The following is a 21090-nucleotide window of genomic DNA, read 5'->3' on the forward strand; positions in this document are numbered from 1 at the left end:
TGAAAAATGCATACCCGTACAAACACCAACGATTATGGAGCGCGGTTTCTACAATGATGAATTTGAAGAACTGTTAAAACAGAAAGCTGATCAATACAGGATGTATCCTTCCGAACAGGTGTGGAAGGGCATCAACCGCTCATTGCATACCCGCAAAAAATGGTACTGGCTCGGTTTCCTCCTCTTCATTTCCGGCATCGGTTATTACGCCATCGACCAGCTTATTACCCCCTCCAACAACAAACAACAAGCTTCCGTTAATAAATCTGCCACCGATCATACCACCACCGACGCTGTGGCAGACCGTGAAAAAGCACGCCGCCAAACAGCCGCCATCCCTTTCCTCGGCGCAATTATCCAGAAAGGGCAACGCAATGATCCGGCCGGCACACCAAGGTCCTTTGTCACCAATCCCGACAATACATTCGTCGGTCCCACACGGATCATCATTCCGCCGATCCCTATGACCGGCAACGATCCGGCCTCCAACACCAATGAATCGATGGCGGAAGCGGGCACAACCAACACCGGTAAGCCCAAGTCAGGCAAACCGTCCCTTGCCGACCGCCTCGCCATCCTGTCTGCTAGCGACAAAGACATCAATACGCCCATCGAACTCAACAGGCTGATGCTCTTTAAAGACCTGTCCGCGCCTCCGCTGGAACCAGAAGCTACGCCGGCCCCCGAAGTAGTACCCCCCAAGCTGACCGACGCCGGACTCGAAGCAGATGAACAGCGCATCAACTGGATGCAGCAGTATGCCGTATACAACCTGAAAGTGCCTAAACTCAAGCGCCTCAGCTGGCAGCTCTCGTTTGCACCTACCATGAACTATCGTAAACTGACCAGCAACGATGCCTCCATACCCAACGACATCAAGAACCTGCCCGTCAAACAAAATGTAGCCGGCGATCCCAATAAACTGGTGAACCACAAGCCAGCACTCGGATTTGAACTGGGCTCCCATTTCCAATATGCCCTGACCAAAAACCTGCAGATCCGGGCCGGCGCACAGTTCAACTACTCCCGCTACGCCATCCAGGCTTATGGATCGAATGCGTCTGAGGAAGCCACCATCGCACTCAACAGCAGTTCCAACGGCTACACCTTTGATTCCCTTACCAAACAAACCCGCATCAGCAATGTCGCCGGCGACGTATCGGAGAACCTGCAGAATCAGTATTTCCAACTGTCACTGCCCGTAGGCTTCGATTATAAAGTGCTTAGTGCCGGTAAATTACAGATAGGCCTGGCCAGCACCATCCAGCCCACCTTCCTGATCAACCGGCAGAGCTACCTCATCACCACCGATTATAAGAACTACACCCAGGAACCATCGCTCGTAAGAAGGTGGAATGTCAATGCCGGCGCAGAGATCTACCTCGCCTATAAATCAGGCGATCTCAAATGGCAGATCGGCCCACAGTTCCGCTACCAGCTGTTCTCCAGCTATGTCGACAAATATCCCATCCGCGAATACCTGATGGAATATGGTCTCAAGATCGGTGTTACGAAAGCAATCCGCTAACCAATCACCCCTCAAGCACGCCGTATTCTACTTACCACACAATTATGCCCGACAGCTGCCGTTATATCCCACAGCAGCCTTTAATTTATTATCTATCTTCCCATCATGAAGTTCATTCCGGTATTCCTGATCCTGCTGATCATTGTAGCCTGTAAAGACCAACCTGCCCATCCTGCTAACGAGCCCGAAACCATCGGCGTCGATTCAAGCAAACTGGCGGCAGATACCGGAGGCACCTTTCTCCCCATCCAGGACCTCATCCGGGAAGACATCCGCCACGTCGATTCCTTTGCAGGCGGCATCCTGCGCAAGTCTACCATCAACGGGAAAATGGACTCGGCTTTTATAAAACCAAAAGCCTTTCACCAGGCCGCAGCAGCCTTCCTCATCCCCGAACTGGAAGCCGACACCTTCCGACACTCCTTTACCGAAAGTTCGTTCATGGATGAGTCGGTAGACCAGATACAGTTTATCTACACCCCCAAAAACGCCGCCCAATCGCTGCGCAACGTGGTGGCCTATATCACCCGCACCCCCAACGGCGACCAGATCAGTCGTTTCTACTACGAACGATCCTACCGCGCAGGCGATACCGCCATCGACCAGAAATTTACCTGGAAAACCCATCAGTACTGCTACATCATAACCGTCAAACAACCCGCAACCGGTCCCGCCATTACCCTGGTAGACAAATACATCTGGGATCCGGAGCAGTTTGGACAGTAGTCATCCGCGCCCCACATACCCAAATACAGCATTCCATCGCCTGACCAACCCTCCCGGTTCGTACGAGTGCCACAGGATTCGTACATTGCACCTTACCTCCCGGAGGGATGAGGAGCAATAAGACATGACGGCACAGGAGTTTCAAAATATAGCACATACCATTCCGGTCAATCCCGGTATATATAAATATTACGACAGTCAGAATACCCTGCTCTACGTGGGGAAAGCCAAGAGCCTGCGCAAAAGGGTAAGCTCTTACTTCGTAAAGACATTTACTTCGTACAAGACGCACGAACTGGTGCAGCGCATCCACCACATCGAATTCACCATCGTAGATTCGGAGCAGGATGCCTTTCTGCTGGAAAACTCGCTCATCAAGCAGTTCCAGCCCCGGTTCAACATCAACCTGAAAGACGATAAGACCTACCCTTATATCGTCATCAAAAAAGAACCATACCCGCGTATCTTCCTCACCCGCTCGGTCATCCCCGACGGGTCCGAATACCTTGGCCCCTTCACATCGGTAGGCCGGGTACGCGAACTGCTGGCCTTTATCCGCAACAATATTCCGCTGCGCACCTGCAAGCTCAACCTGACCGACAACAATATCCAGCGCAAGAAATTCAAGGTCTGCCTGGAATACCACCTGGGCAATTGCAAGGGCCCCTGCGAAGGCCTGCAAACCCACGAGGACTACCGCGATGGTCTGCAACAGATTCGGGATATATTAAAAGGTAACCTGTCACCGGTCATCGGTCATTTCAAAGAAGAGATGAAAGAAGCCGCAGCAGACCTCGCCTTCGAAAAAGCCGAGATCATCCGCAAGAAGCTGGAACACCTGGAACAATACCAGGCCAAATCCATCATCACCACCAACCGCCTCATGAACGTGGATGTCTTTTCACTGCTGCGCGATGGTGACCAGGCCTATGTCAATTACCTGATGGTGCAAAACGGCACCATTGTACAAACACATACTTCCCAGCTCGAAACCCACCTCGACGAGCCCGATGAAGAAGTGCTCAGCTTTGCGATTGCCCAGCTACGCAGCACTTTCAACAGTCTGGCCATGGAGATCGTCGTCCCCTTCGAGGTCGACTACACGGAGGCCAATGTACTCATGACCATTCCCAAAGGGGGGGATAAAAAGAAGCTGCTAGAGCTGTCAGAGAAGAACGTCAACTATTTCCGGGAAGAACTCAAGCGCCGTAAGATGCTGAAGCTGGAAGGCAAAGACGATTCGGAACGAAAGGAAATACTATACCAGTTACAGGAAGACCTGCAACTGCCCCTGGCGCCACTGCACATCGAGTGTTTCGATAACTCCAACTTCCAGGGCAGCTATCCCGTATCGGCCATGGTATGCTTCAGAGATGGCGTGCCCAGTAAGAAAGATTACCGTCATTATAATGTGAAGACCGTAAAAGGGATCAACGACTTTGCCACCATGAAAGAGGTCGTATACCGGCGCTACAAACGCCTGCGCGACGAAAACCAGGAATTCCCCCAGCTCGTCATCATTGATGGAGGTAAAGGGCAACTGGGCGCCGCACTGGAAAGCATTGAAGAACTGGGCCTGCAGGGCACCATGACGGTCGTCGGCCTGGCAAAGAACGAAGAAGAGATCTTCTTCCCCGGCGACCAGGAGTCGGTCAAATTGCCCTACCAAAGCGAAAGCCTCAAACTGATCCGCCGCATTCGCGATGAGGTACACCGCTTTGGTATCACCTTCCACCGGCAAAAACGCAGCAAAGGCACCTTCAAGAACGAGCTGGAGCAGATCAAAGGCGTCGGTAAGAGCACCATCGACCTGCTGCTGAAGACGTTTAAATCCGTTAAGAAGATCAAGGAATTGCCCGAAGAAGAGCTGATCAATACCATCGGGGCTTCCAAAGCCAAACTGATCCGCGCGCATTTTGCGGAGGGGAACGAAGGTGCAGACGGCAATAGTTCGCTTGTTTCAGGCGCAAAATCATCGTCGCAGAATGCTTCAGCAGAGGAGATGTTGTCGCAGGAAAAAGAAAATGAGGGCGGGATGGAAGAAGATATCGACTCCACAGTCGACAATGATTGACCACCTACCCCTATCCCGCAAAAAGGGCCTGCCCTGGAAAGAGCCGCCCATGCTAACCTATGAAAAACACCTAAGTGTGCGATTGGACTATTGAATAAGCCAGGTGCCACTGGCCGCTATGCCGGAGCGATGATTGTTAATTACCATTTCGCTTCGCATCCTGCCGCTGCTGGCGACGTTCCATCAACTCTTTCTGCAGCACCGTTCCGAAATCCTTTTCGGCTTTGAAGAAGGCATTGACCTTTTCCGGAGAGAGCGCCTTGGTAAACTCACTGTTATACTTCTTGCGGATGGCCAGCATCTTCTCTTCGATCTCGATCTCCGTTTCCTTATTCACCCGGCCATCGATCCGCACTTTACGGATCTCTGCCGCATATTTGTTGTAAATAGGCCAGAACTTCTGCGCTTCATCGGGAGAGAGGTTCAGCTTCTGGGTGAGATAGGCGATCTTCAGCGCCTCTACCCGTCCACCCGGCGTTTTCTTATCGTCATCGTCGCTTTGCGCCACGACAGCCGATGCCAGGGTCAAAAACAGCGAAACTATCAGTAATAACTTTTTCATGATCGTAGGGGAATTAGTTGGTAGCAGTTTGTTGGGTAAGCAGGTTTTGCTCCAGGTATCGTTGGATCTCCTCGTCGGATACATTTTCCAGCAGACCACTCAGGTCACCCGATTCGATCTCGGGCCTGTTGTGTACAGCCAGCAGATCCGAAGCAGGCATCGGCGCCGATTGAGTTTCCAGGTAGCTCTGCAATTCGTCTGTCGACAACTTCTCTACCTTGTTAGCTACATCGGTGGGCGCAACACCGGATGAACCGGCATACCACCACGCACCTACCGCGATCACCCCGGCCACCACAGCCGCAGCTGCATACCGCACAAAACGACGCACCGGGAAAGATACTACTTTGGCAGGTGTCGCCACGGGTTTTACCTGCTCCAGTACCCTTGCCGGCAACTGCTCAAAATAACCGGCAGACACCTGGTAAGTAGGCATATCCTGCAAACCAACCAATACAGCAGGCAGGTTTTCCAGCTCTTCGTTCACGGCATCGAGCGCCCGCGCGCCAGACACCACATTGTCTTCCAGCCCGGCAAAATAACCGGGAGGCGCCCCAAAGGGCATTTTTTTACCGATACCGCTCAGGAGCGGCGACAATACCGACAGCTCTTCTTCAGCACTCAAACCATCGTCTTCGGCTTTTACACGCTGCAGGATCGTAGCTGCCAGCTGATCGAAATAGCCGGCAGGCACCGAATAGGTTGGCCCCGCAGCTTCCTGCAGAACAGGTGGCAGCGCTTCTTCCTCCGATCGGATCCTGCTAAGTATCAGGTCAGGTAGCGTGGAAAAATAGCCGGCTGGAACGGAGTAGGGATTGCTACACCCTAATTCGGCCACTTGCGGACTAATTTCCTGCAACTCGTTTAATATGTTGACACTGTGCTTCATGAACTATGTATAAGACCCTTACTGTTAAGGGAAGTTTAATGGTTCAGTATATAATCTTCTATTTTTTTCACGGCATGGTGATAAGAGGCTTTCAAGGCACCTTCAGAGGTTTCCAGTACTTTGGACATCTGCTCGTAAGGCATCTCATCGTAATACCGTAAAGTAAATACAACACGCTGCTTGTCAGGCAATTGCTGGATAGCCAGCTGCAACTTCCACTCCAGCTTGTTGGCATCGAAATCCTTGTCTGCTTTGATCTTGTTTTCCAGTCCACTTTCCACATCGCCCAGCGGTACAGCTGACCGCTTCTTTTGTTGCTCCAGAAAGGTGAGGCTTTCATTGGTAGCGATCCGGTACAACCAGGTGTACAGTTGTGCATCTTCCCGGAAATTCTCCAGCGCGTTCCATACCCGAATGAAAACATTCTGCAGCACATCATTGGCATCCTCATGTTCAACCACCATACGGCGGATATGCCAGTATAGTTTTTCCTGGTACTTCCGGATGATGGAGGTATAGGCACTTTCTTTGGTAGCAGGGTCACGGAACCTGACCAGCAACTCGCTGTCTTGCGTAGTAACCGCCATAGGTTAGCATTTACGGTTGGTTAGTAATGTCGATTCGAATAAAATTAGCCAAATTGGTTTAAAACGTTCCGGCACTTTAAGAAAGTATTGGCAAATGCCGGTGCGTACTTGCGCATCAACAACCGGTACGGACACAACGCACACCGGGCGCGACTTCCGGCCGACCATCCCTCCTTGCGAATGACGCCCGCAGCGACTGCGGATCACCTTTTCAACAAGTACAGTTAACCGGTTGTTATAACATCGGCAAGATAGCAACAACACGGATTTGCTTTGGCTTCTTTTTTGCTTTGCGTTGTCGTGCCGATGAGAACGGAACGATCACTGATGCAGATCAGTATCGCTGCAAACCCTGTCGACACGCGCGTTTGTAAAAAAGTACCTGAAATGAACAGCACAAAACAATTATCGGTGACATCGGGCGTTAGTGCAACAGTAGGCAACCGCATTCGCAAAAGAACGATCGCCGCCAAAGTAGTACAAACGCAGCTGCACTAGAATTCACAGATGTTGAAAAAATACTGTTCTGGTAAGGGTTACACTTTGTTAATTCGGATTATTTGCATCAATTTTGCAGGCATTATATTCATATCCAAAAATCTGACCTTTTAAAATGGGCTTATTCAACTTTTTTACCCAGGAGATTGCCATAGACCTGGGTACAGCCAATACCCTCATTATCCATAACGATGAAGTTGTAGTAAATGAACCAAGCATCGTTGCCCTGGATCGCAATAACCCCAAAACCGTACTGGCCGTAGGAAAGCGCGCATTGATGATGCACGAGAAGACGCATGAGAGCATCCGTACGGTGCGCCCATTGAAGGACGGAGTGATCGCCGACTTTAACGCAGCCGAACTCATGATACGGGAGATGATCAAAATGATCTATCCCAAAAAACCGTTGTTCCCACCCAGTTGGAGAATGATGATCTGCATCCCTTCCAGTATCACCGAAGTAGAAAAACGTGCCGTACGCGACAGTGCTGAACAAGCCGGCGCGAAGGAAGTATACCTGCTTCATGAGCCGATGGCAGCGGCGCTGGGTATCGGTATCGATGTAGAAGAGCCTGTAGGTAACATGATCATCGACATCGGTGGTGGTACTACAGGTATTACCGTGATCGCCCTGGCAGGTATCGTGTGTGACCAGAGTATCCGTATCGCCGGTGACGAGTTCACCGCCGACATCATGGAAGCCCTCCGCCGCTACCACAGCCTGTTGATCGGTGAGCGTACCGCCGAGCAGATCAAGATCAATATCGGCGCCGCCATGAAAGATCTCGACAACCCGCCTGATGATATCCCCGTAAACGGTCGTGACCTCGTAACCGGTATTCCCAAGCAGATCATGGTCAGCTACCAGGAAATCGCCGAAGCCCTCGACAAGAGCATCTTCAAGATCGAAGAAGCCATCCTGAAAGCACTGGAAATGACACCGCCCGAGCTCGCAGCCGATATTTACCGCCGTGGCCTTTACCTGACCGGTGGTGGTGCCCTGCTGAGAGGTCTCGACAAACGCCTCAGCCAAAAGATCAAGCTGCCCGTTCACGTGGCCGACGATCCGCTGAAAAGCGTAGTACGCGGTACCGGACTGGCGCTGAAGAACTACGAGCACTATCCCTTCGTAATGCGATAAACCAAACTGGATCATCAGCGTACTTACCCATAGGTACGCTTTTTGAATGCAGGAACTGAATTATAAAATTTGACCGCAGGTGCGTAATATTTTCCTTTTCATCAGAAGATACTTCAACTTCCTGTTCTTCATGGTGATGCAACTGGTGGCACTCTATATGCTGTTCCACTTCAACCGCTTCCATGAAGCGGCCTTTTTGGGTGTGGCCAGCAAGGTCACCGGAAAGGTAAATGAGAAGTACAACAACATCGAGTACTACTTCAAGCTCAAAAAAGCCAACGAAGCCCTTGTCAAGGAAAACGAAGAGCTGCGCAACCGGTTACACGAGAACTTCGACGTACCCGATACCGCCCTCAAAATGTTCCGGGATACCGTCGCTTTCGACTCTCTCGGGCATTTCCGCAAATGGGCCTACCTCTCGGCCAAGGTCATCAGCAACTCCGTCAACTTCCAGAACAACTACTTCACCATCAACCTCGGCTCCAAACACGGCATCCGGAAAGAAATGGGTGTCATGAGCCCCTCCGGTGTCGCAGGTACCGTCATCAATACCAGCGAAAACATGGCGATCGTCATGAGCATGCTCAACATCCAGTTCCGCCTTAGTGCCAAGCTCAAAAAGAGCGGGGAAACCGGCGCTGTATTCTGGGATGGCAAGAACGCCTCGTACGTTACCATGATCAACCTGCCCAAAAGCATGCCCGTGAACAAAGGCGACACCATCGTTACTTCCCAATACTCCACCCGCTACCCGCAAGGAGTAATGGTAGGCACCGTGGCAGAAGTGGTCGACGACAAATCCAGTAATTTCTACACGCTGAAAATAAAGACAGCGACAGACTTCTATAACCTGGAGCACGCCAATATCGTGCAGAATCTATTCAGAGACGAGCAAAAAAAGCTGGAGGACTCGATTAAAACCAATGAGTGATCTTGTTAAAAATATCATCCGATTCGCCTTGTTCATCTTCATCCAGGTGTTTGTGCTTTTCCAGATACAGCCACTGCACCGGTTTGTGATACCCTATATCTATTTCCTGTACATCCTCTGGTTGCCCTTCCGTATTCCCCGGGTAACCCTCACACTGGTAGGTTTCCTCTTTGGACTTACCCTCGACTTTTTTACCGTATCCCCCGGTTTACACGCCGCAGCCTGTACCATGATCGCCTACCTGCGCCCCTTCCTCATCAATATCCTGATACCCCAGGAAGGAGCCGAGCAGAACTACAAGTCACCTTCCATCACCAGCATGGGCCTGGCACCGTATGCAACCTACATCCTCATCCTGACCCTCGTTCACAACATCTGGCTGGTATTGCTGGAATGGATCAATGTAAGCGGCAACTTTTGGTTCTTCCTGGGCAAAGTACTCGCAACATCCGGCATCAGTTTGCTGTTAATATTGGTAACGGAACTGCTGTTCTATCGTAAAGAGAAGTTCAGAACGAACACAGCATAGCCAGTCCGATAATTTAATAACATTCTCATCTTTAATTTTGTACATTGATCTAAGATTATTGTACTATGTCCTATGGCGCTATTTAACCAGTCCCGCGGCAATATCATCCGGCTTATCTTTCTCGGATTATTTCTCATCATATTGGTGCAGCTCCTCAACCTGCAGGTATTCTCCGGCAAGTACATAGAAGCTGCCTTCAACAATGCCGTATTCCCGAAAGTTAAGTACCCCGACCGTGGTATCATCTTCGACCGCAAGAACCGGGCGATCCTCAACAACACCATCATGTACGACCTGGTGGTGACCCCCTCCGAATCGAAGCTGACCGACACCTTCAGTCTCTGCGATATCCTCGGCATCGATACCGCCGAGTACAAAAAGAGAATGCTGGACGCCCGTTTCAAGAACGGCCCTTACCGCCCCTCCATATTTGAAGATCTGTTGACACCCGAGCTGCATGCCCGCCTGGATGAAAATATCTGGAAGTTTCCGGGCTTCGCCCTTGTTGAGCGTCCGGTGCGGGTATACCCCTTCAACGCTGCCGCCCATATCCTGGGTTATATCGGGGAGGCCGACTCCGGCATCATCAAAAGATCCAGGGGTTTCTACCGCATGGGGGATTACGTAGGCCGCAGTGGCCTCGAAGCCTATTACGAATCCATACTCATGGGTACCCGCGGGGTGCAATACATGATCAAAGACAATCGCAACCGCCTGGTAGGCAGTTACGAGAACGGCCGGTTCGATACCGCCGCCATCGCCGGTCGCAACCTGCGCACCTCCATCGACATGGACCTGCAGCAGCTTGCCGAAAAGCTCATCACCAATAAAGTAGGTGCCATTGTCGCCATCGATCCCAAAACAGGCGGCATCCTGGCTATGGCATCGGGTCCCAACTACGATCCCAACAGCCTCACCGGTCCCAATAAACAAAAGAACTACGGCGCCCTCGCACTCGATGTCGCCGGTCCACTGCTCAACAGGGCCATCCAGGGTAACTACGAACCAGGCTCTACCTTCAAGCCGCTCGGGGCCCTCATCGCCCTCGATGAAGGCGTGATCACTCCTTCCTATGGCTACCCCTGCGGAGGCCGTTATTTTGGTTGTGGACACGGCAAACCCGCCTGTACACACAGCAACCCGGGCCACGCAGCCAACCTGCGGCTGGCCATCGCCAATTCCTGCAACTCGTATTTTGTACAGGTATACCGCAACTCGGTCGATAACCCACAGTACAGAGGCGTAAAGAAGGGTTACGAGAAATGGCGCGACTACCTCAACGCCTTTGGCCTCGGCCAACGTACCGGCGTCGACCTCACCAGCGAAGCGCCCGGACTGATACCCGACACCAGCCGCTACAATACCGTATACCGCGGTTCCTGGAACTCCTGTACCAACCTTACCCTGGGCATCGGGCAGGATATGATGAACTCCACACCGCTGCAGCTGGCCAATGCCATGTGCATCATCGCTAATAAAGGCTCCTACTTTACACCACACTTTGTACGGGATATCGACGGGCAAAACGACGCCGATACCATCCTGAACAAGTTCAAGGTGAAGCACGCCGTACTCACCAATATCTCCGATGATGCCTACGAAGCCGTACACGCCGGTATGCAGCAGGTGATCGATGGAACTTCGTCGAGGGCCAAGATCCCCGGCGTCAACGTGTGTGGTAAAACCGGTACCGCCGAAAAGTACCGTATCATCCAGGGCAAGCGGATCAAGCTCGAAGACAACTCCGTATTCGTTTGTTTTGCCCCCCGCGAAAACCCGCAGATCGCGTTGGCGGTCGTGGTGGAGAATAGCGGATTCGGTAACACCTGGGCGGCGCCGATCGCCGGCCTGATGATGGAGCGTTACCTCAAAGACAGCTTATCGGTCGACAGACTGAAAGAAGTAGACCGGATACACCACTCCAGTCTGCTGCCCTCCTACATCCCCTACCTGCAATACATAGAAGACTCCTCCAGAGCCGCCAACTGGTTGCAGCGTTACAAGGACAGCTCGATACTGAAAAAGTTCCTGCGTGAACGCAGCAAACCACCATTCCCCCGCTCCAGGGAGAAAGTGAAAACGTCGCACGCATTCGTAGTACCCGACCCCAGATTGTTCAATAAAAATATCCTTGCTTAAACCGTCTTATGAGCCAACGTAATCCTGCTATTTCCAAAGGAGTTGACTGGGTCCTGATCTGGCTGTACCTGGCCCTCGTAGCCATCGGCCTGCTGAGCATCTTTTCGGTAACCTACCGGGATGGCGACAGTGTGATCCAGAGCTTCCTCGGCTTCAAGACCGATTACAGCAAGCAATTCTATTTCTTCATCGCCTCGGTCGTGCTGGGCCTGTTCATACTGCTCACCGACAGTAAGTTCTTTACCGCGACGGCCAATATCTGGTACGCCGTCGGGATATTCCTCTTACTGCTGGTATTCCCCTTTCACACGGAAGTAAAAGGAACCGAGTCGATCATCCGGCTCGGGGGCTTCAACCTGCAACCGGCCGAGCTTTGTAAAGTGTTTGTAAACCTCGCGCTGGCCAAATTCCTGTCGCGGGTAGAAACGGATTTCTCGACACCCCGCTCGCACCTCATTGCCACAGCCATCATTCTTTCACCGGCTGCCATCACCATTGCGCAAAAGGAAACGGGGCTGGCACTCGTGTTCTTCGCCTTCTTCCTGGTCATGTTCCGCGAAGGCTTCCCCGCCGGCTACCTCATTGCCGGATTCTCGATCGGTGTACTGGTAGTGGCAACCCTGCTCATCGATAAGATCATTTTGGCACTGGTGCTCTCCGGTATCGGCGTAGCCATGATCTATTTCATGCGTAAGCAGATCAAGCGTAAAAGAAGATTGCTGCTGTCCATCGTTGCGATATGGGGGCTAAGTATCATCACCATCGTGTTTGTGGTACCCTTCCTCTTTACCAAAGTGTTGCAGAAACACCAGGTAGAGCGGATCTTCTCGCTCATCGGTAAGGAGAATCCTTATGCAAAACTCAATACGGTAGAAGGGGAAGAAGCGCCTGCTGCCGTCAAGAAAGATACTGACTACAACGTTCGTCAAAGTAAGATCGCGATCGGCTCCGGAGGTGTTACCGGAAAGGGCTTGCTCAAAGGCACGCAAACCCGTTTCGACTTCGTACCCGAGCAGCGAACCGACTTCATCTTCTGTACCATTGGAGAGGGCTTCGGCTTTATCGGCTGTGCGCTGGTGCTGGGCATTTATCTCTTCCTGCTACTGCGGATCGTGAACATCGCCGAGCGACAACGAAGTGTGTTCAGCCGCTGTTACGCCTATGGGGTAGCCTCCGTATTCTTCTTCCACATTGCGATCAATGTGTGTATGACGGTCGGTCTGGCGCCGGTGATCGGGATCCCGCTCCCCTTCATCAGCTACGGCGGAACTTCCCTGCTGACGTTTTCTACCATGCTGTTTATCCTGATCCGGTTGGATGCAGACAGGCAGATGGTGTTACGATAATATTTTATGGCCCTTTTTAACCAGTCGCGCGGCAACGTTATCAAAGTTGCCTTCCTTGTCATTTTCGTTATCATCGCCTTTCAACTATTGAACCTTCAGGTATTTTCCGGCAAATACGATCTGGAGGCCAAACGCAATGCCCTGTCGGCCAAAGTGCGGTATCCCGACCGGGGTATCATCTTCGACCGGCACGAACGCGCCATTCTCAACAACACCATCCTATATGACCTGGTGGTAACACCCAGCGAAGCCAGGCAAACAGATATCGCCGGCCTCTGCCAGCTCCTGAACATCGATAGTACAGAGTTCAAAAAACGGATGCTGGAAGCTCGGCTCAAGAATGGCCCCTACCGGCCTTCCGTGTTCGAAGACCTGCTGCCGCCAGATATGCACGCACAACTTGAAGAGAACATCCACCGTTTTCCCGGCTTTGCCCTGGAAGAACGGCCGGTTCGCGTATATCCCTACCATGCAGCAGCGCATATCCTCGGCTATATCGGGGAGGCCGACTCGAACATGATCCGCCGCTCGAACGGTTATTACCGCCTGGGTGACTATACCGGCATCACCGGCCTCGAAGCTTACTACGAACGGGTGCTGATGGGGCAACGGGGCGTACAGTATATGCTCAAGGATAACCACAACCGCCTCGTAGGCAGTTACGAGAACGGCCTGTACGATACGCTGGCCATCGCCGGTCGCAACCTGCATACTTACCTCGACATCGAATTGCAGCAGCTGGCCGAAAAACTGATCAGCAACAAGGTCGGGGCCATCGTCGCCCTCGATCCCAAAACCGGCGGTATCCTGGCCATGACATCCGCCCCTTACTACGACCCCAATGACCTCACCGGCTCCAATAAGCCAAAGAACTATGGCCACCTCGCGCTCGATGTGGCCCGCCCCCTGTTCAACCGCAGCATTCGCGGCCAATACCCGCCAGGCTCTACCTATAAGCCGCTGGGAGCGCTAGTTGCGCTGGAAGAAGGACTCATCACGCCAGCCAGTGATTATGATTGCCATGGCGCTTATTTCGGCTGCAACAGACCTGTGAAGTGTATGGAAAAATGGGCCGGCCATGCTACCAACCTGCGCCAGGCCATCGCCTGGTCCTGCAATGCCTTCTTCTCCGATGTTTTGAAACACACCATTGATAATCCCAAGTACCACGACCCGCGGAAAGGGCTGATGCAATGGAAACAATACATGACGGCCTTCGGACTCGGCCACCGTATTGGAGTAGACCTCCCCAGCGAAGATGCCGGCAACATTCCCGACACGAGCGCCTACGACAAAGAATATCGCCGCTCCTGGAACAGCTGCACCATGACTGGTGGTGGCCTCGGCATCGGCCAGGATAAAATGACAGCCACACCACTGCAGATCGCCAATGCCATCTGCATCGTGGCCAACAAAGGATTCTATTACGTTCCGCATTTTGTAAGGTCGGTAGATGGAAACACCGATGCCGACACCGCCCTGCTCAATCCTTACACCCGGAAACATGAAGTGCTCACCCATATCTCCAATGAACTGTATGAAGTAGTCATCAGTGGCATGCAGGATGTAGTAGACCAGGGAACGGCCCGGGTGGCGAAAATACCCGGCATCAATATCTGCGCTAAGACCGGTACCGCACAGAACAAAACAGTGCTCGACGGGCGCGTGATCGAACTGAAAGACAACTCCATGTTTGTATGTTTTGCTCCCCGGGAGAACCCTGTTATTGCCATCGCCGTCGTGATCGAAAATGGTGGTACAGGAGCAACGGCAGCTGCACCGATCGCCTCCCTGATGGTCGAGAAATACATCAATGACACCCTGCGTACAGCACGCCTGCCCGAAGTGGATCGCATCGCACAACTCAACCTGATGCCCGCCCACCTGCCGCGGCTGCAGTATAAGGCCGATTCCGTCCGGGCTATTCAATGGTTCAACCTGACCCACGATAGCGCCTACATCAAAAAGTATGTAGCCCGCCGTAAAAGCTAAAACGCGATGGTCATAACGAAATAACCTGCAATTTTGCAGGATGAAAATCATTCCACTCAGCGAAGGCAGTTTCACGATCGATAAGTCCAAGCTGTTCGTACCCTTTGATGCATCCAAAGATGAATTACAGCAAAGACCAGTAGGCAGTTTGCTGGTAGAAGTACAGCCCTTTGTGGTGATCACTTCAGAAGATGTATTGTTGCTGGATACGGGGCTCGGCTTCAAGACGCCCGAAGGCAGATCACAGCTGCACCAGAACCTCATCGATAATGGCATCAATCCATCAGAGATCACCAAGGTATTGATGACCCATCTCCATAAAGACCATGCGGGTGGTGTAAGCAACCCCGACCTCACCTCCGGCCAGTTGAGTTTTTCGCAGGCTAAATACTACGTACAACGCAAAGAGTTTGAATTCGCCTTCGAAAAAGGTTTTCCCTCCTATATACCGGAAGAGCTGGAAGCATTGCGCAATGCACCGCAGGTGGTTTGGCTCGATGGCAATGGGGTGATCGATGGCTATATCAAGTATGAGATTACCGCGGCCCATAGCCCCTGGCACCAGGTATTCTGGATCGTGGATGGCGGCGAAAAGGTGTTTTTAGGCGGTGACGATGCCCCTCAACTGCAGCAAATGCGCAGCCGGTTTGTAGCTAAGTATGACTATGATGGGAAGAAATGCATGGAGTTAAGGCAGGAATGGTGGAAGCAGGGAGAGGCGGAAAAGTGGACGTTTTTGTTCTATCATGACGTACAAAACCCCGTTTACCGGTTTTAGGGCTAGTAAATACCCGTAGCCGGGTATAGCGAATTCCGCAATTCATCAACGTAGATCTCCGTGCCTCATATCATAAATGGATATAATAAAAAAGGGGCCCGGATAGAAATCCAGCCCCGTTTTTAAAATCCAATATCCTATGAAAAACCATTGTAAAAATAGTGAATCAAACCCACAAAACAATACCTGATACTGGGTATTTTAAAAAAAAATCTTCCCGCTATCCGGGTGCAATTCTCCTCATTTTTAGCTCATTACGTAGTTCCTGAAATAAAAAAGAAAAGGCACCGTAAAACTACGGTGCCTTCTTTTAGTATTATCATTAATCTTAATAGGACCAGAGATCCTGTTCATAATTAAAGATCTTTTCCCGGACGTTCTCTCCTTCCAATAAGGCAAGGATCGGGTCTTTAATGTACCCTTTAATGAACTCATCGTTGGGATTACTGATAGTCGATTTGATGATCCGGCTCGCAAACATGCGGCTTTCGAACAGCTCCTCCCAGCTCATGCGGGCTCCGTAGTTTTTACCGTTGTACACTTCGTGTTTGGCAAATACAGGCCGCAGATCGGGGTAATACACCCAGAATACAGGCGTCACGTCGCGGAAAGATCCGTCATCGTTCGTGATCGTCTTCAGGGGAGCGATACCGAGGATACGAACGTGCATCCTGGAAGACTCTCTGTCGAATACCCAGTCTTCTTTGATCCAGTATCTTTCGACTTTATCAGGATTGAACTCTTCGGTGATGGTCGTGTCACGCATCAGGCCTTTAGAGCCATCTGGATCCTGTGCCAGGTCGGGCACAGAAATTACCTTGGGCTTGGAGACCAGCTGCTCAGAGATCTGAGCATAAGTAAATGGCGTGGTAAAACGATCATCTTCGGCAGAGAACGCTGTAATGCTATCGTTTTTGATAGCGCCCAGCAGGATATTGATGAACCGTTGGTTACCCTGATCATCATCTGCCTTGTAAACAAAAGGCAGGTTGATCTTTTCGTGTACATCGATCTCTCTCCATACACGTTGCATGTAAGCCGCATCATCTTCGCGAATGTGCTCATAAGTCAGCGGTATCCGGTCTTTGACCAGGTTCCGCTCGATGGCATTGTCATTCCGCAATGACCTTTTGATCGTAGGTAACTTAATATCAGCCAGCACAGGAGCGGGCTTTACAGTATCAACAGGGGGTGGCGCAATGGCAGCCGGATTGGCGGCCGCAGCATTCCTGTTGGCAGTAGTACCCTTCTTTGCAGGCCGCTTGGTAGCGGTACGTTTAGGCTTTGCCTGAGCGTCGGCCTCGACAGTTGCAAATGCCATCACTGTAAGCAGCAAACACAATTTGATAATACGGTTCTTCATTATCCCAATTATTTAAAATATGATTATTTAAGCTGGAACACCATGCTTGGAATTTCCTGTTGCCTTCCATCAGGACCTACCACCTGGATCGCATCGAAGAAGAGGCGTGTACCAGGACCAGAACGGCTGATCAGTGATTCAGCAGGGCCAGACCAACGGTTACCGTTGTTTACTGCTTCAGCATAGATCTGGATAGGACCACCGACCGCACCTACTTTGTAGCTAACTACTTTGTAGGGAGCTTCGAAGTCAGAGTCAAGTTTGGCAATCACCGCACCGATCGCTTTCAGCTCGGCAGAGGAGATGGTACCGGATTTCTTGGCTCCTACGAAAGCCGTGGGAGGAGGCAGGAATTTAACCCGCATGGGGAACTCATAAGGCTTACCGTCAGCACTTACGATCACCTTCGCCTGACCGGGGGCCGTTGGCTTGATGGAGTAGCTGTCACCACCCTTGTTCGTTACAGGCACGCCGCCAGAGAAAGATACTTTCACCTTCTCGCGACCTACGCTACCACCGGAAACGGTGAGGGGGTTATCGACACCTACGTACAGTACGTTCATCTTCTCGAGGAACACAGAGGCACCTGAAGGAAGACCTACAGTATAATTTACTTTCTTGTTAACAGTAGCCACAGAACCATCAGGTTTTGCGTACTCGATTCGCACGTCTACAGCGTGGTCACCGGCTCCACCAGCGGTTGTTTTCCACTTGGCAGTACCATCAGGGTTCAACGTTTGAGCGGCACCATTGATGAAGATCTTAGGCTGCGCAGCTGCACTGAAGGCGCCTACACCGGCTGTGATCTCGATCGCATCACCGGGCATCGCATAGCTGGTGTTAGCCTGCGCAATAGCCTGGAACTGGTCATACACGATCTTTACAGTACCGATCTGAGAATGGAGATAATCTACCATTTGCGCCTCAGAGCTCTTAACATCATTCTGGAACTTGCTCAGGATGGTCATGGCAGCTACAGTAGGCGTCATGTGGAAGTAGTTGGTCGTCCAACCCTTCGCATCATTGCTGTACTCTTTACCGCTCTGGCTCTTGGGCACATTCACGTTGATGGGAAGATTCTTATTGAATGCTTCGATCTCTTTTTTCAGGTCAGCCTGAAACTTGGGATTGTCGGCAAATTCTTCGGGTTTCAGCACACCGATCACATTCTTGCGATAAGCGACCAGTTTGTCGTACAGTTCTTTACCCTTGCTCTCCTTGTCCATCATGGCCGTAGGAGCATCCAGGTTATCTTCTGCATAATGTTCAACACCATCTTTGATCTCCAGCTTGGAACGTTTTTTCATTTCCGTCTTGAGGTTCTCGATGTAATTGAACAGGTCAGCAGACATTTTTTTCACCTCCTCTGCTTTAGGCGCCCAGATGGCGGCCTTTGCTTTTGTCTGATCGTCTTTCAACTTTTCAGCAAAAGAAGCATAAGTGGAGTTATTCTTTTCAGTGATCACCGCGTTCGAGTTGGCGATACTGACATTGACTACTTTGAAAGCGTTAAGGATCTCAGATGATACGTTCAGTGCCAACATCGCTGTAAGCACCAGGTACATCATATTGACCATTTTCTGCCGGGGCTCTTTGGGTAAACCCATAGATTTAGGTTTTTCAGTTTAAACAATTCTTTTAATGGAGCTTCTTTGATTCATGGATATCGGACTTGAATCACCATTTAACAATTAACGACCTTGCATAGCATTGAGCATGTTGCCGTACACAGTGTTCAGACTGCTCAGGTTGTTGCTCAGCTTGGCAATTTGCTCATGCGCTTTCTTGGCATCATCTACGCTACCTTTCATGGTTTGAGATGCTTCAGCCAGATTGCTGTAGAAGCTGTTCATTGCTTTCAGGTGGTTGTTGGTGTCCTGCAGCTCAAGCTCATAGATCGCATTCAGCGAACCTAAGTTCTTGGTCAGTACCTGAACCTGCTCATGGAATTGTTTAGTGCTGTCGGCAGCGTGGTTGAAGTGCGTAATGGTAGCGGTAGCTCCCTGATAAGCATTCTTCATAGAGTCCAACGCTGCAGCAGCTTCTGAAGTTTTCTTGGAATAGTCGTTGGTAGCTTTTACCACGTCAGAAACTTCGGCGATGTTGTGTACAGAAGTACCGAGTTTCTTGAAGCCATCGCTCAACTTAGCGAGGTTCGCAGGCGTGATATCAGCATCCTGCAGCATTTTGTCCATCTTTTCGAGTGCAGGATTACCGGCAGAGCCAGCGCCTCCGGCCAATTTAGGTAACGCTTCAGCCAGTGCATGCATATCATTTCCGGGAGGGGGCAGGATAGCGTACACGATGAAGATAACAGCTTCAGTTATAAGGCCGGCTGTTAAGAAGAAGTCAGCAAGCGCCTGGTGAGTAATTTTTTGCCAGGCACCAAAGATTACGATAGCAGCGCCCATACAAACTACTACATTCACCACTCTTTCGGTTGATTTAGAAACTCCAGCCATAATTTTAAATTGTTTAAATGGTTAGAAAACGGATTTTATAGGGTTAAACTAGTGAAAACAATACTTTATAATGTTGATTCTGTGCCTGCGCACCAGCATCAATTAACGTCTTAAGCAGCCAGTAAAGTACCCGTAAGCAGAATTATTTTCTCTGCATAGGAGGTAAGTCAATTACACAACGGAAACCAATGTAAGACTTTGCAGTGTCCATGTATTCGTAGCTACGTGTGCTGGTTTGCAGGAAATATCCTACATCTTTCCAGCTACCACCACGAATAACTTTACGTTTCATACGGGGGGGATCGGCGTCATTCGCATTGAAGCGAACGTCGGGGTTCATATCGTGTTGGAAGTTATAGGCACCTTCGTAATACATCGATGAGGTCCATTCCGCAACGTTACCCGCCATGCAATACAGACCGAAGTCGTTGGGCCAGTAAGCATCGGCACGTACGGTATAGAAACCACCATCTTCAGGATAGTTACCACGACCAGGTTTGAAGTTGGCCAGCAGACATCCTTTCTTATTTCTCAGGTAATAGTTACCCCAGGGGAACATCGATTGTGAACGACCACCGCGGGCAGCGTACTCCCACTCAGCCTCGGTAGGCAGACGGAAGTCAGACTCGGTAGGCTGCTTTTTACGCTCCAGGTGTGAGTTCAGGTATTGCGTTCTCCACTCGCAGAAGGCAGTAGCCTGCTTCCAGCTAACACCTACAACAGGATAGTTTCCGAATGCAGGGTGCGAGAAATAACGCTTGGTCATCGGCTCGTTGTACGAGTAGCTGAAGTCGCGGATCCAGATCAGCGTATCGGGATAGACTTTCTCGTCTTTCTTTACGATGAACTTGGAGCGGGGAACATTGGCATTCTCGCGGCGAGCTGCTTCTTTCAGGTTGAATATCTCGGAGTGATAGATGATCTTGGCGGGATCCAGATCTTTTTTACCAAACACCCGGTTTTCGGGCGTCAGGATCATCTGGTCGATCTTTTCAACAGTGGCCTTGTCATTCCACTTGATCGTCTTGGCTTTCTTCCAGTCGATCACGAAGACACCGTCTACTTCTTTACCGTATTGCAGTCTTACGGCACCAATGGAGTCACGAACCCATTGTACGAACTGACGATACTCGTTGTTGGTGATTTCTGTAGCGTCCATCCAGAAACCGTTGATAGACACTTGCTTATTTTTTGCAGTGTAAGCGTAGTTAACATCCTCGTCGCTGGGGCCCATATGGAAAGTTCCTGGTGGGACATATACCATCCCGGGCGGTTTTGACAGGTTGTACTTGCTTGCCGGCGATACACCATGAAGCTGGCCATCATCTGGCAAACCTTTAGACTTGCCTCCGAACTTACAACCTGTGGCAAAAGAAACCAGTGCCACCACAGCTGTTAAGGCGGATAGGTTTTTCATTTTCATCATATTAAAGGGTATTGGGCAAAAATAATGTTTTACCGACTTCATCACAAGTTTAGAATTTATTTTTTAGAACTGCAATACAGAACTCCAGCGTAGGAATAAACGACGTCCGAAACCTTATT

The 21090-nt window shown here is 50.8% G+C and carries 17 protein-coding genes; 10 read left to right on the top strand and 7 right to left on the bottom strand.

Going from position 1 to position 21090, the window contains the following annotated elements:
• Nucleotides 1-34: 34 nt before the first annotated feature.
• The 3 genes from P2W70_RS05430 to uvrC all read left to right on the top strand — a co-directional run bounded on the left by P2W70_RS05430 (nucleotide 35) and on the right by uvrC (nucleotide 4328).
• On the top strand, nucleotides 35-1528 hold the full coding sequence (locus P2W70_RS05430; protein WP_276480420.1) for an outer membrane beta-barrel protein: 1494 nt from the start codon (nucleotides 35-37) through the stop codon (nucleotides 1526-1528).
• 105 nt (nucleotides 1529-1633) lie between these two features.
• A complete protein-coding gene (locus P2W70_RS05435; RefSeq protein ID WP_276480421.1) occupies nucleotides 1634-2254 on the top strand; it encodes a hypothetical protein in 621 nt (206 codons plus the stop codon).
• Between the two features lie 124 nt (nucleotides 2255-2378).
• Nucleotides 2379-4328, top strand: coding sequence for an excinuclease ABC subunit UvrC (gene uvrC, locus P2W70_RS05440; RefSeq protein WP_276480422.1), 1950 nt, complete (start codon nucleotides 2379-2381; stop codon nucleotides 4326-4328).
• Nucleotides 4329-4464: 136 nt separating this feature from the next.
• Here the strand turns inward: uvrC and P2W70_RS05445 are convergent, their stop codons facing one another.
• The 3 genes from P2W70_RS05445 to P2W70_RS05455 are packed head-to-tail and all read right to left on the bottom strand — an operon-like array spanning nucleotide 4465 to nucleotide 6366.
• Complete coding sequence (locus tag P2W70_RS05445) at nucleotides 4465-4890, bottom strand: hypothetical protein (RefSeq protein WP_276480423.1); 426 nt, start codon at nucleotides 4888-4890, stop codon at nucleotides 4465-4467.
• 13 nt (nucleotides 4891-4903) lie between these two features.
• Nucleotides 4904-5779 carry a hypothetical protein gene (locus tag P2W70_RS05450; protein WP_276480424.1) on the bottom strand — a complete coding sequence of 292 codons (876 nt, stop codon included), beginning with the start codon at nucleotides 5777-5779 and terminating at the stop codon, nucleotides 4904-4906.
• Between the two features lie 35 nt (nucleotides 5780-5814).
• Nucleotides 5815-6366 (bottom strand): RNA polymerase sigma factor, encoded by a 552-nt coding sequence (locus tag P2W70_RS05455; RefSeq protein WP_276480425.1) that lies wholly within the window; start codon nucleotides 6364-6366, stop codon nucleotides 5815-5817.
• Between the two features lie 613 nt (nucleotides 6367-6979).
• Here P2W70_RS05455 and P2W70_RS05460 point away from each other — a divergent pair.
• From P2W70_RS05460 to P2W70_RS05490, 7 genes are all read left to right on the top strand, one after another.
• Nucleotides 6980-8005, top strand: a complete 1026-nt coding sequence (locus tag P2W70_RS05460) for a rod shape-determining protein (RefSeq protein WP_119053129.1) — start codon at nucleotides 6980-6982, stop codon at nucleotides 8003-8005.
• Between the two features lie 79 nt (nucleotides 8006-8084).
• Entirely contained in the window at nucleotides 8085-8936 is an 852-nt protein-coding gene (gene mreC / locus P2W70_RS05465) for a rod shape-determining protein MreC (RefSeq protein ID WP_276480426.1), read from the top strand.
• Nucleotides 8929-9465, top strand: a complete 537-nt coding sequence (locus tag P2W70_RS05470; protein ID WP_276480427.1) for a rod shape-determining protein MreD — start codon at nucleotides 8929-8931, stop codon at nucleotides 9463-9465. Before mreC ends, P2W70_RS05470 begins: the two co-directional genes overlap by 8 nt.
• 72 nt (nucleotides 9466-9537) lie before the next feature.
• Nucleotides 9538-11604 (top strand): penicillin-binding protein 2, encoded by a 2067-nt coding sequence (gene mrdA, locus P2W70_RS05475; RefSeq protein WP_276480428.1) that lies wholly within the window; start codon nucleotides 9538-9540, stop codon nucleotides 11602-11604.
• 8 nt (nucleotides 11605-11612) lie between these two features.
• On the top strand, nucleotides 11613-12950 hold the full coding sequence (gene rodA, locus P2W70_RS05480) for a rod shape-determining protein RodA (protein ID WP_276480429.1): 1338 nt from the start codon (nucleotides 11613-11615) through the stop codon (nucleotides 12948-12950).
• Nucleotides 12951-12956: 6 nt separating this feature from the next.
• Entirely contained in the window at nucleotides 12957-14942 is a 1986-nt protein-coding gene (gene mrdA / locus P2W70_RS05485) for a penicillin-binding protein 2 (protein WP_276480430.1), read from the top strand.
• A 40-nt stretch (nucleotides 14943-14982) separates the two neighbouring features.
• Nucleotides 14983-15720, top strand: coding sequence for an MBL fold metallo-hydrolase (locus P2W70_RS05490; RefSeq protein WP_276480431.1), 738 nt, complete (start codon nucleotides 14983-14985; stop codon nucleotides 15718-15720).
• 328 nt (nucleotides 15721-16048) lie between these two features.
• Here P2W70_RS05490 and porN read toward each other — a convergent pair whose 3' ends face one another.
• From porN to porK, 4 genes are all read right to left on the bottom strand, one after another.
• Nucleotides 16049-17083, bottom strand: coding sequence for a type IX secretion system ring subunit PorN/GldN (porN, locus tag P2W70_RS05495; protein WP_276480432.1), 1035 nt, complete (start codon nucleotides 17081-17083; stop codon nucleotides 16049-16051).
• Between the two features lie 23 nt (nucleotides 17084-17106).
• Nucleotides 17107-18690 (bottom strand): type IX secretion system motor protein PorM/GldM, encoded by a 1584-nt coding sequence (gene porM, locus P2W70_RS05500; protein WP_276480433.1) that lies wholly within the window; start codon nucleotides 18688-18690, stop codon nucleotides 17107-17109.
• 84 nt (nucleotides 18691-18774) lie between these two features.
• Nucleotides 18775-19545, bottom strand: a complete 771-nt coding sequence (gene porL, locus P2W70_RS05505) for a type IX secretion system motor protein PorL/GldL (protein WP_276480434.1) — start codon at nucleotides 19543-19545, stop codon at nucleotides 18775-18777.
• A gap of 142 nt (nucleotides 19546-19687) precedes the next feature.
• Nucleotides 19688-21013 (bottom strand): T9SS ring complex lipoprotein PorK/GldK, encoded by a 1326-nt coding sequence (porK, locus tag P2W70_RS05510; RefSeq protein WP_338119819.1) that lies wholly within the window; start codon nucleotides 21011-21013, stop codon nucleotides 19688-19690.
• Between the last annotated feature and the right edge of the window lie 77 nt (nucleotides 21014-21090).

This window comes from Paraflavitalea pollutisoli, from assembly GCF_029360705.1.
Taxonomy (GTDB): Bacteria; Bacteroidota; Bacteroidia; order Chitinophagales; family Chitinophagaceae; genus Paraflavitalea; species Paraflavitalea pollutisoli.

What these genes read in the sequence shown, in the direction of transcription:
- P2W70_RS05490 (WP_276480431.1), top strand. Translation starts at nt 14,983, where the DNA reads ATGAAAATCATTCCACTCAGCGAAGGCAGTTTCACGATCGATAAGTCC.
- mrdA (WP_276480428.1), top strand. Translation starts at nt 9,538, where the DNA reads ATGGCGCTATTTAACCAGTCCCGCGGCAATATCATCCGGCTTATCTTT.
- mrdA (WP_276480430.1), top strand. Translation starts at nt 12,957, where the DNA reads ATGGCCCTTTTTAACCAGTCGCGCGGCAACGTTATCAAAGTTGCCTTC.
- porL (WP_276480434.1), bottom strand. Translation starts at nt 19,545, where the DNA reads ATGGCTGGAGTTTCTAAATCAACCGAAAGAGTGGTGAATGTAGTAGTT.
- porN (WP_276480432.1), bottom strand. Translation starts at nt 17,083, where the DNA reads ATGAAGAACCGTATTATCAAATTGTGTTTGCTGCTTACAGTGATGGCA.
- P2W70_RS05430 (WP_276480420.1), top strand. Translation starts at nt 35, where the DNA reads ATGGAGCGCGGTTTCTACAATGATGAATTTGAAGAACTGTTAAAACAG.
- P2W70_RS05455 (WP_276480425.1), bottom strand. Translation starts at nt 6,366, where the DNA reads ATGGCGGTTACTACGCAAGACAGCGAGTTGCTGGTCAGGTTCCGTGAC.
- P2W70_RS05470 (WP_276480427.1), top strand. Translation starts at nt 8,929, where the DNA reads ATGAGTGATCTTGTTAAAAATATCATCCGATTCGCCTTGTTCATCTTC.
- uvrC (WP_276480422.1), top strand. Translation starts at nt 2,379, where the DNA reads ATGACGGCACAGGAGTTTCAAAATATAGCACATACCATTCCGGTCAAT.
- P2W70_RS05450 (WP_276480424.1), bottom strand. Translation starts at nt 5,779, where the DNA reads ATGAAGCACAGTGTCAACATATTAAACGAGTTGCAGGAAATTAGTCCG.
- P2W70_RS05445 (WP_276480423.1), bottom strand. Translation starts at nt 4,890, where the DNA reads ATGAAAAAGTTATTACTGATAGTTTCGCTGTTTTTGACCCTGGCATCG.
- porM (WP_276480433.1), bottom strand. Translation starts at nt 18,690, where the DNA reads ATGGGTTTACCCAAAGAGCCCCGGCAGAAAATGGTCAATATGATGTAC.
- rodA (WP_276480429.1), top strand. Translation starts at nt 11,613, where the DNA reads ATGAGCCAACGTAATCCTGCTATTTCCAAAGGAGTTGACTGGGTCCTG.
- P2W70_RS05460 (WP_119053129.1), top strand. Translation starts at nt 6,980, where the DNA reads ATGGGCTTATTCAACTTTTTTACCCAGGAGATTGCCATAGACCTGGGT.
- porK (WP_338119819.1), bottom strand. Translation starts at nt 21,013, where the DNA reads ATGAAGTCGGTAAAACATTATTTTTGCCCAATACCCTTTAATATGATG.
- P2W70_RS05435 (WP_276480421.1), top strand. Translation starts at nt 1,634, where the DNA reads ATGAAGTTCATTCCGGTATTCCTGATCCTGCTGATCATTGTAGCCTGT.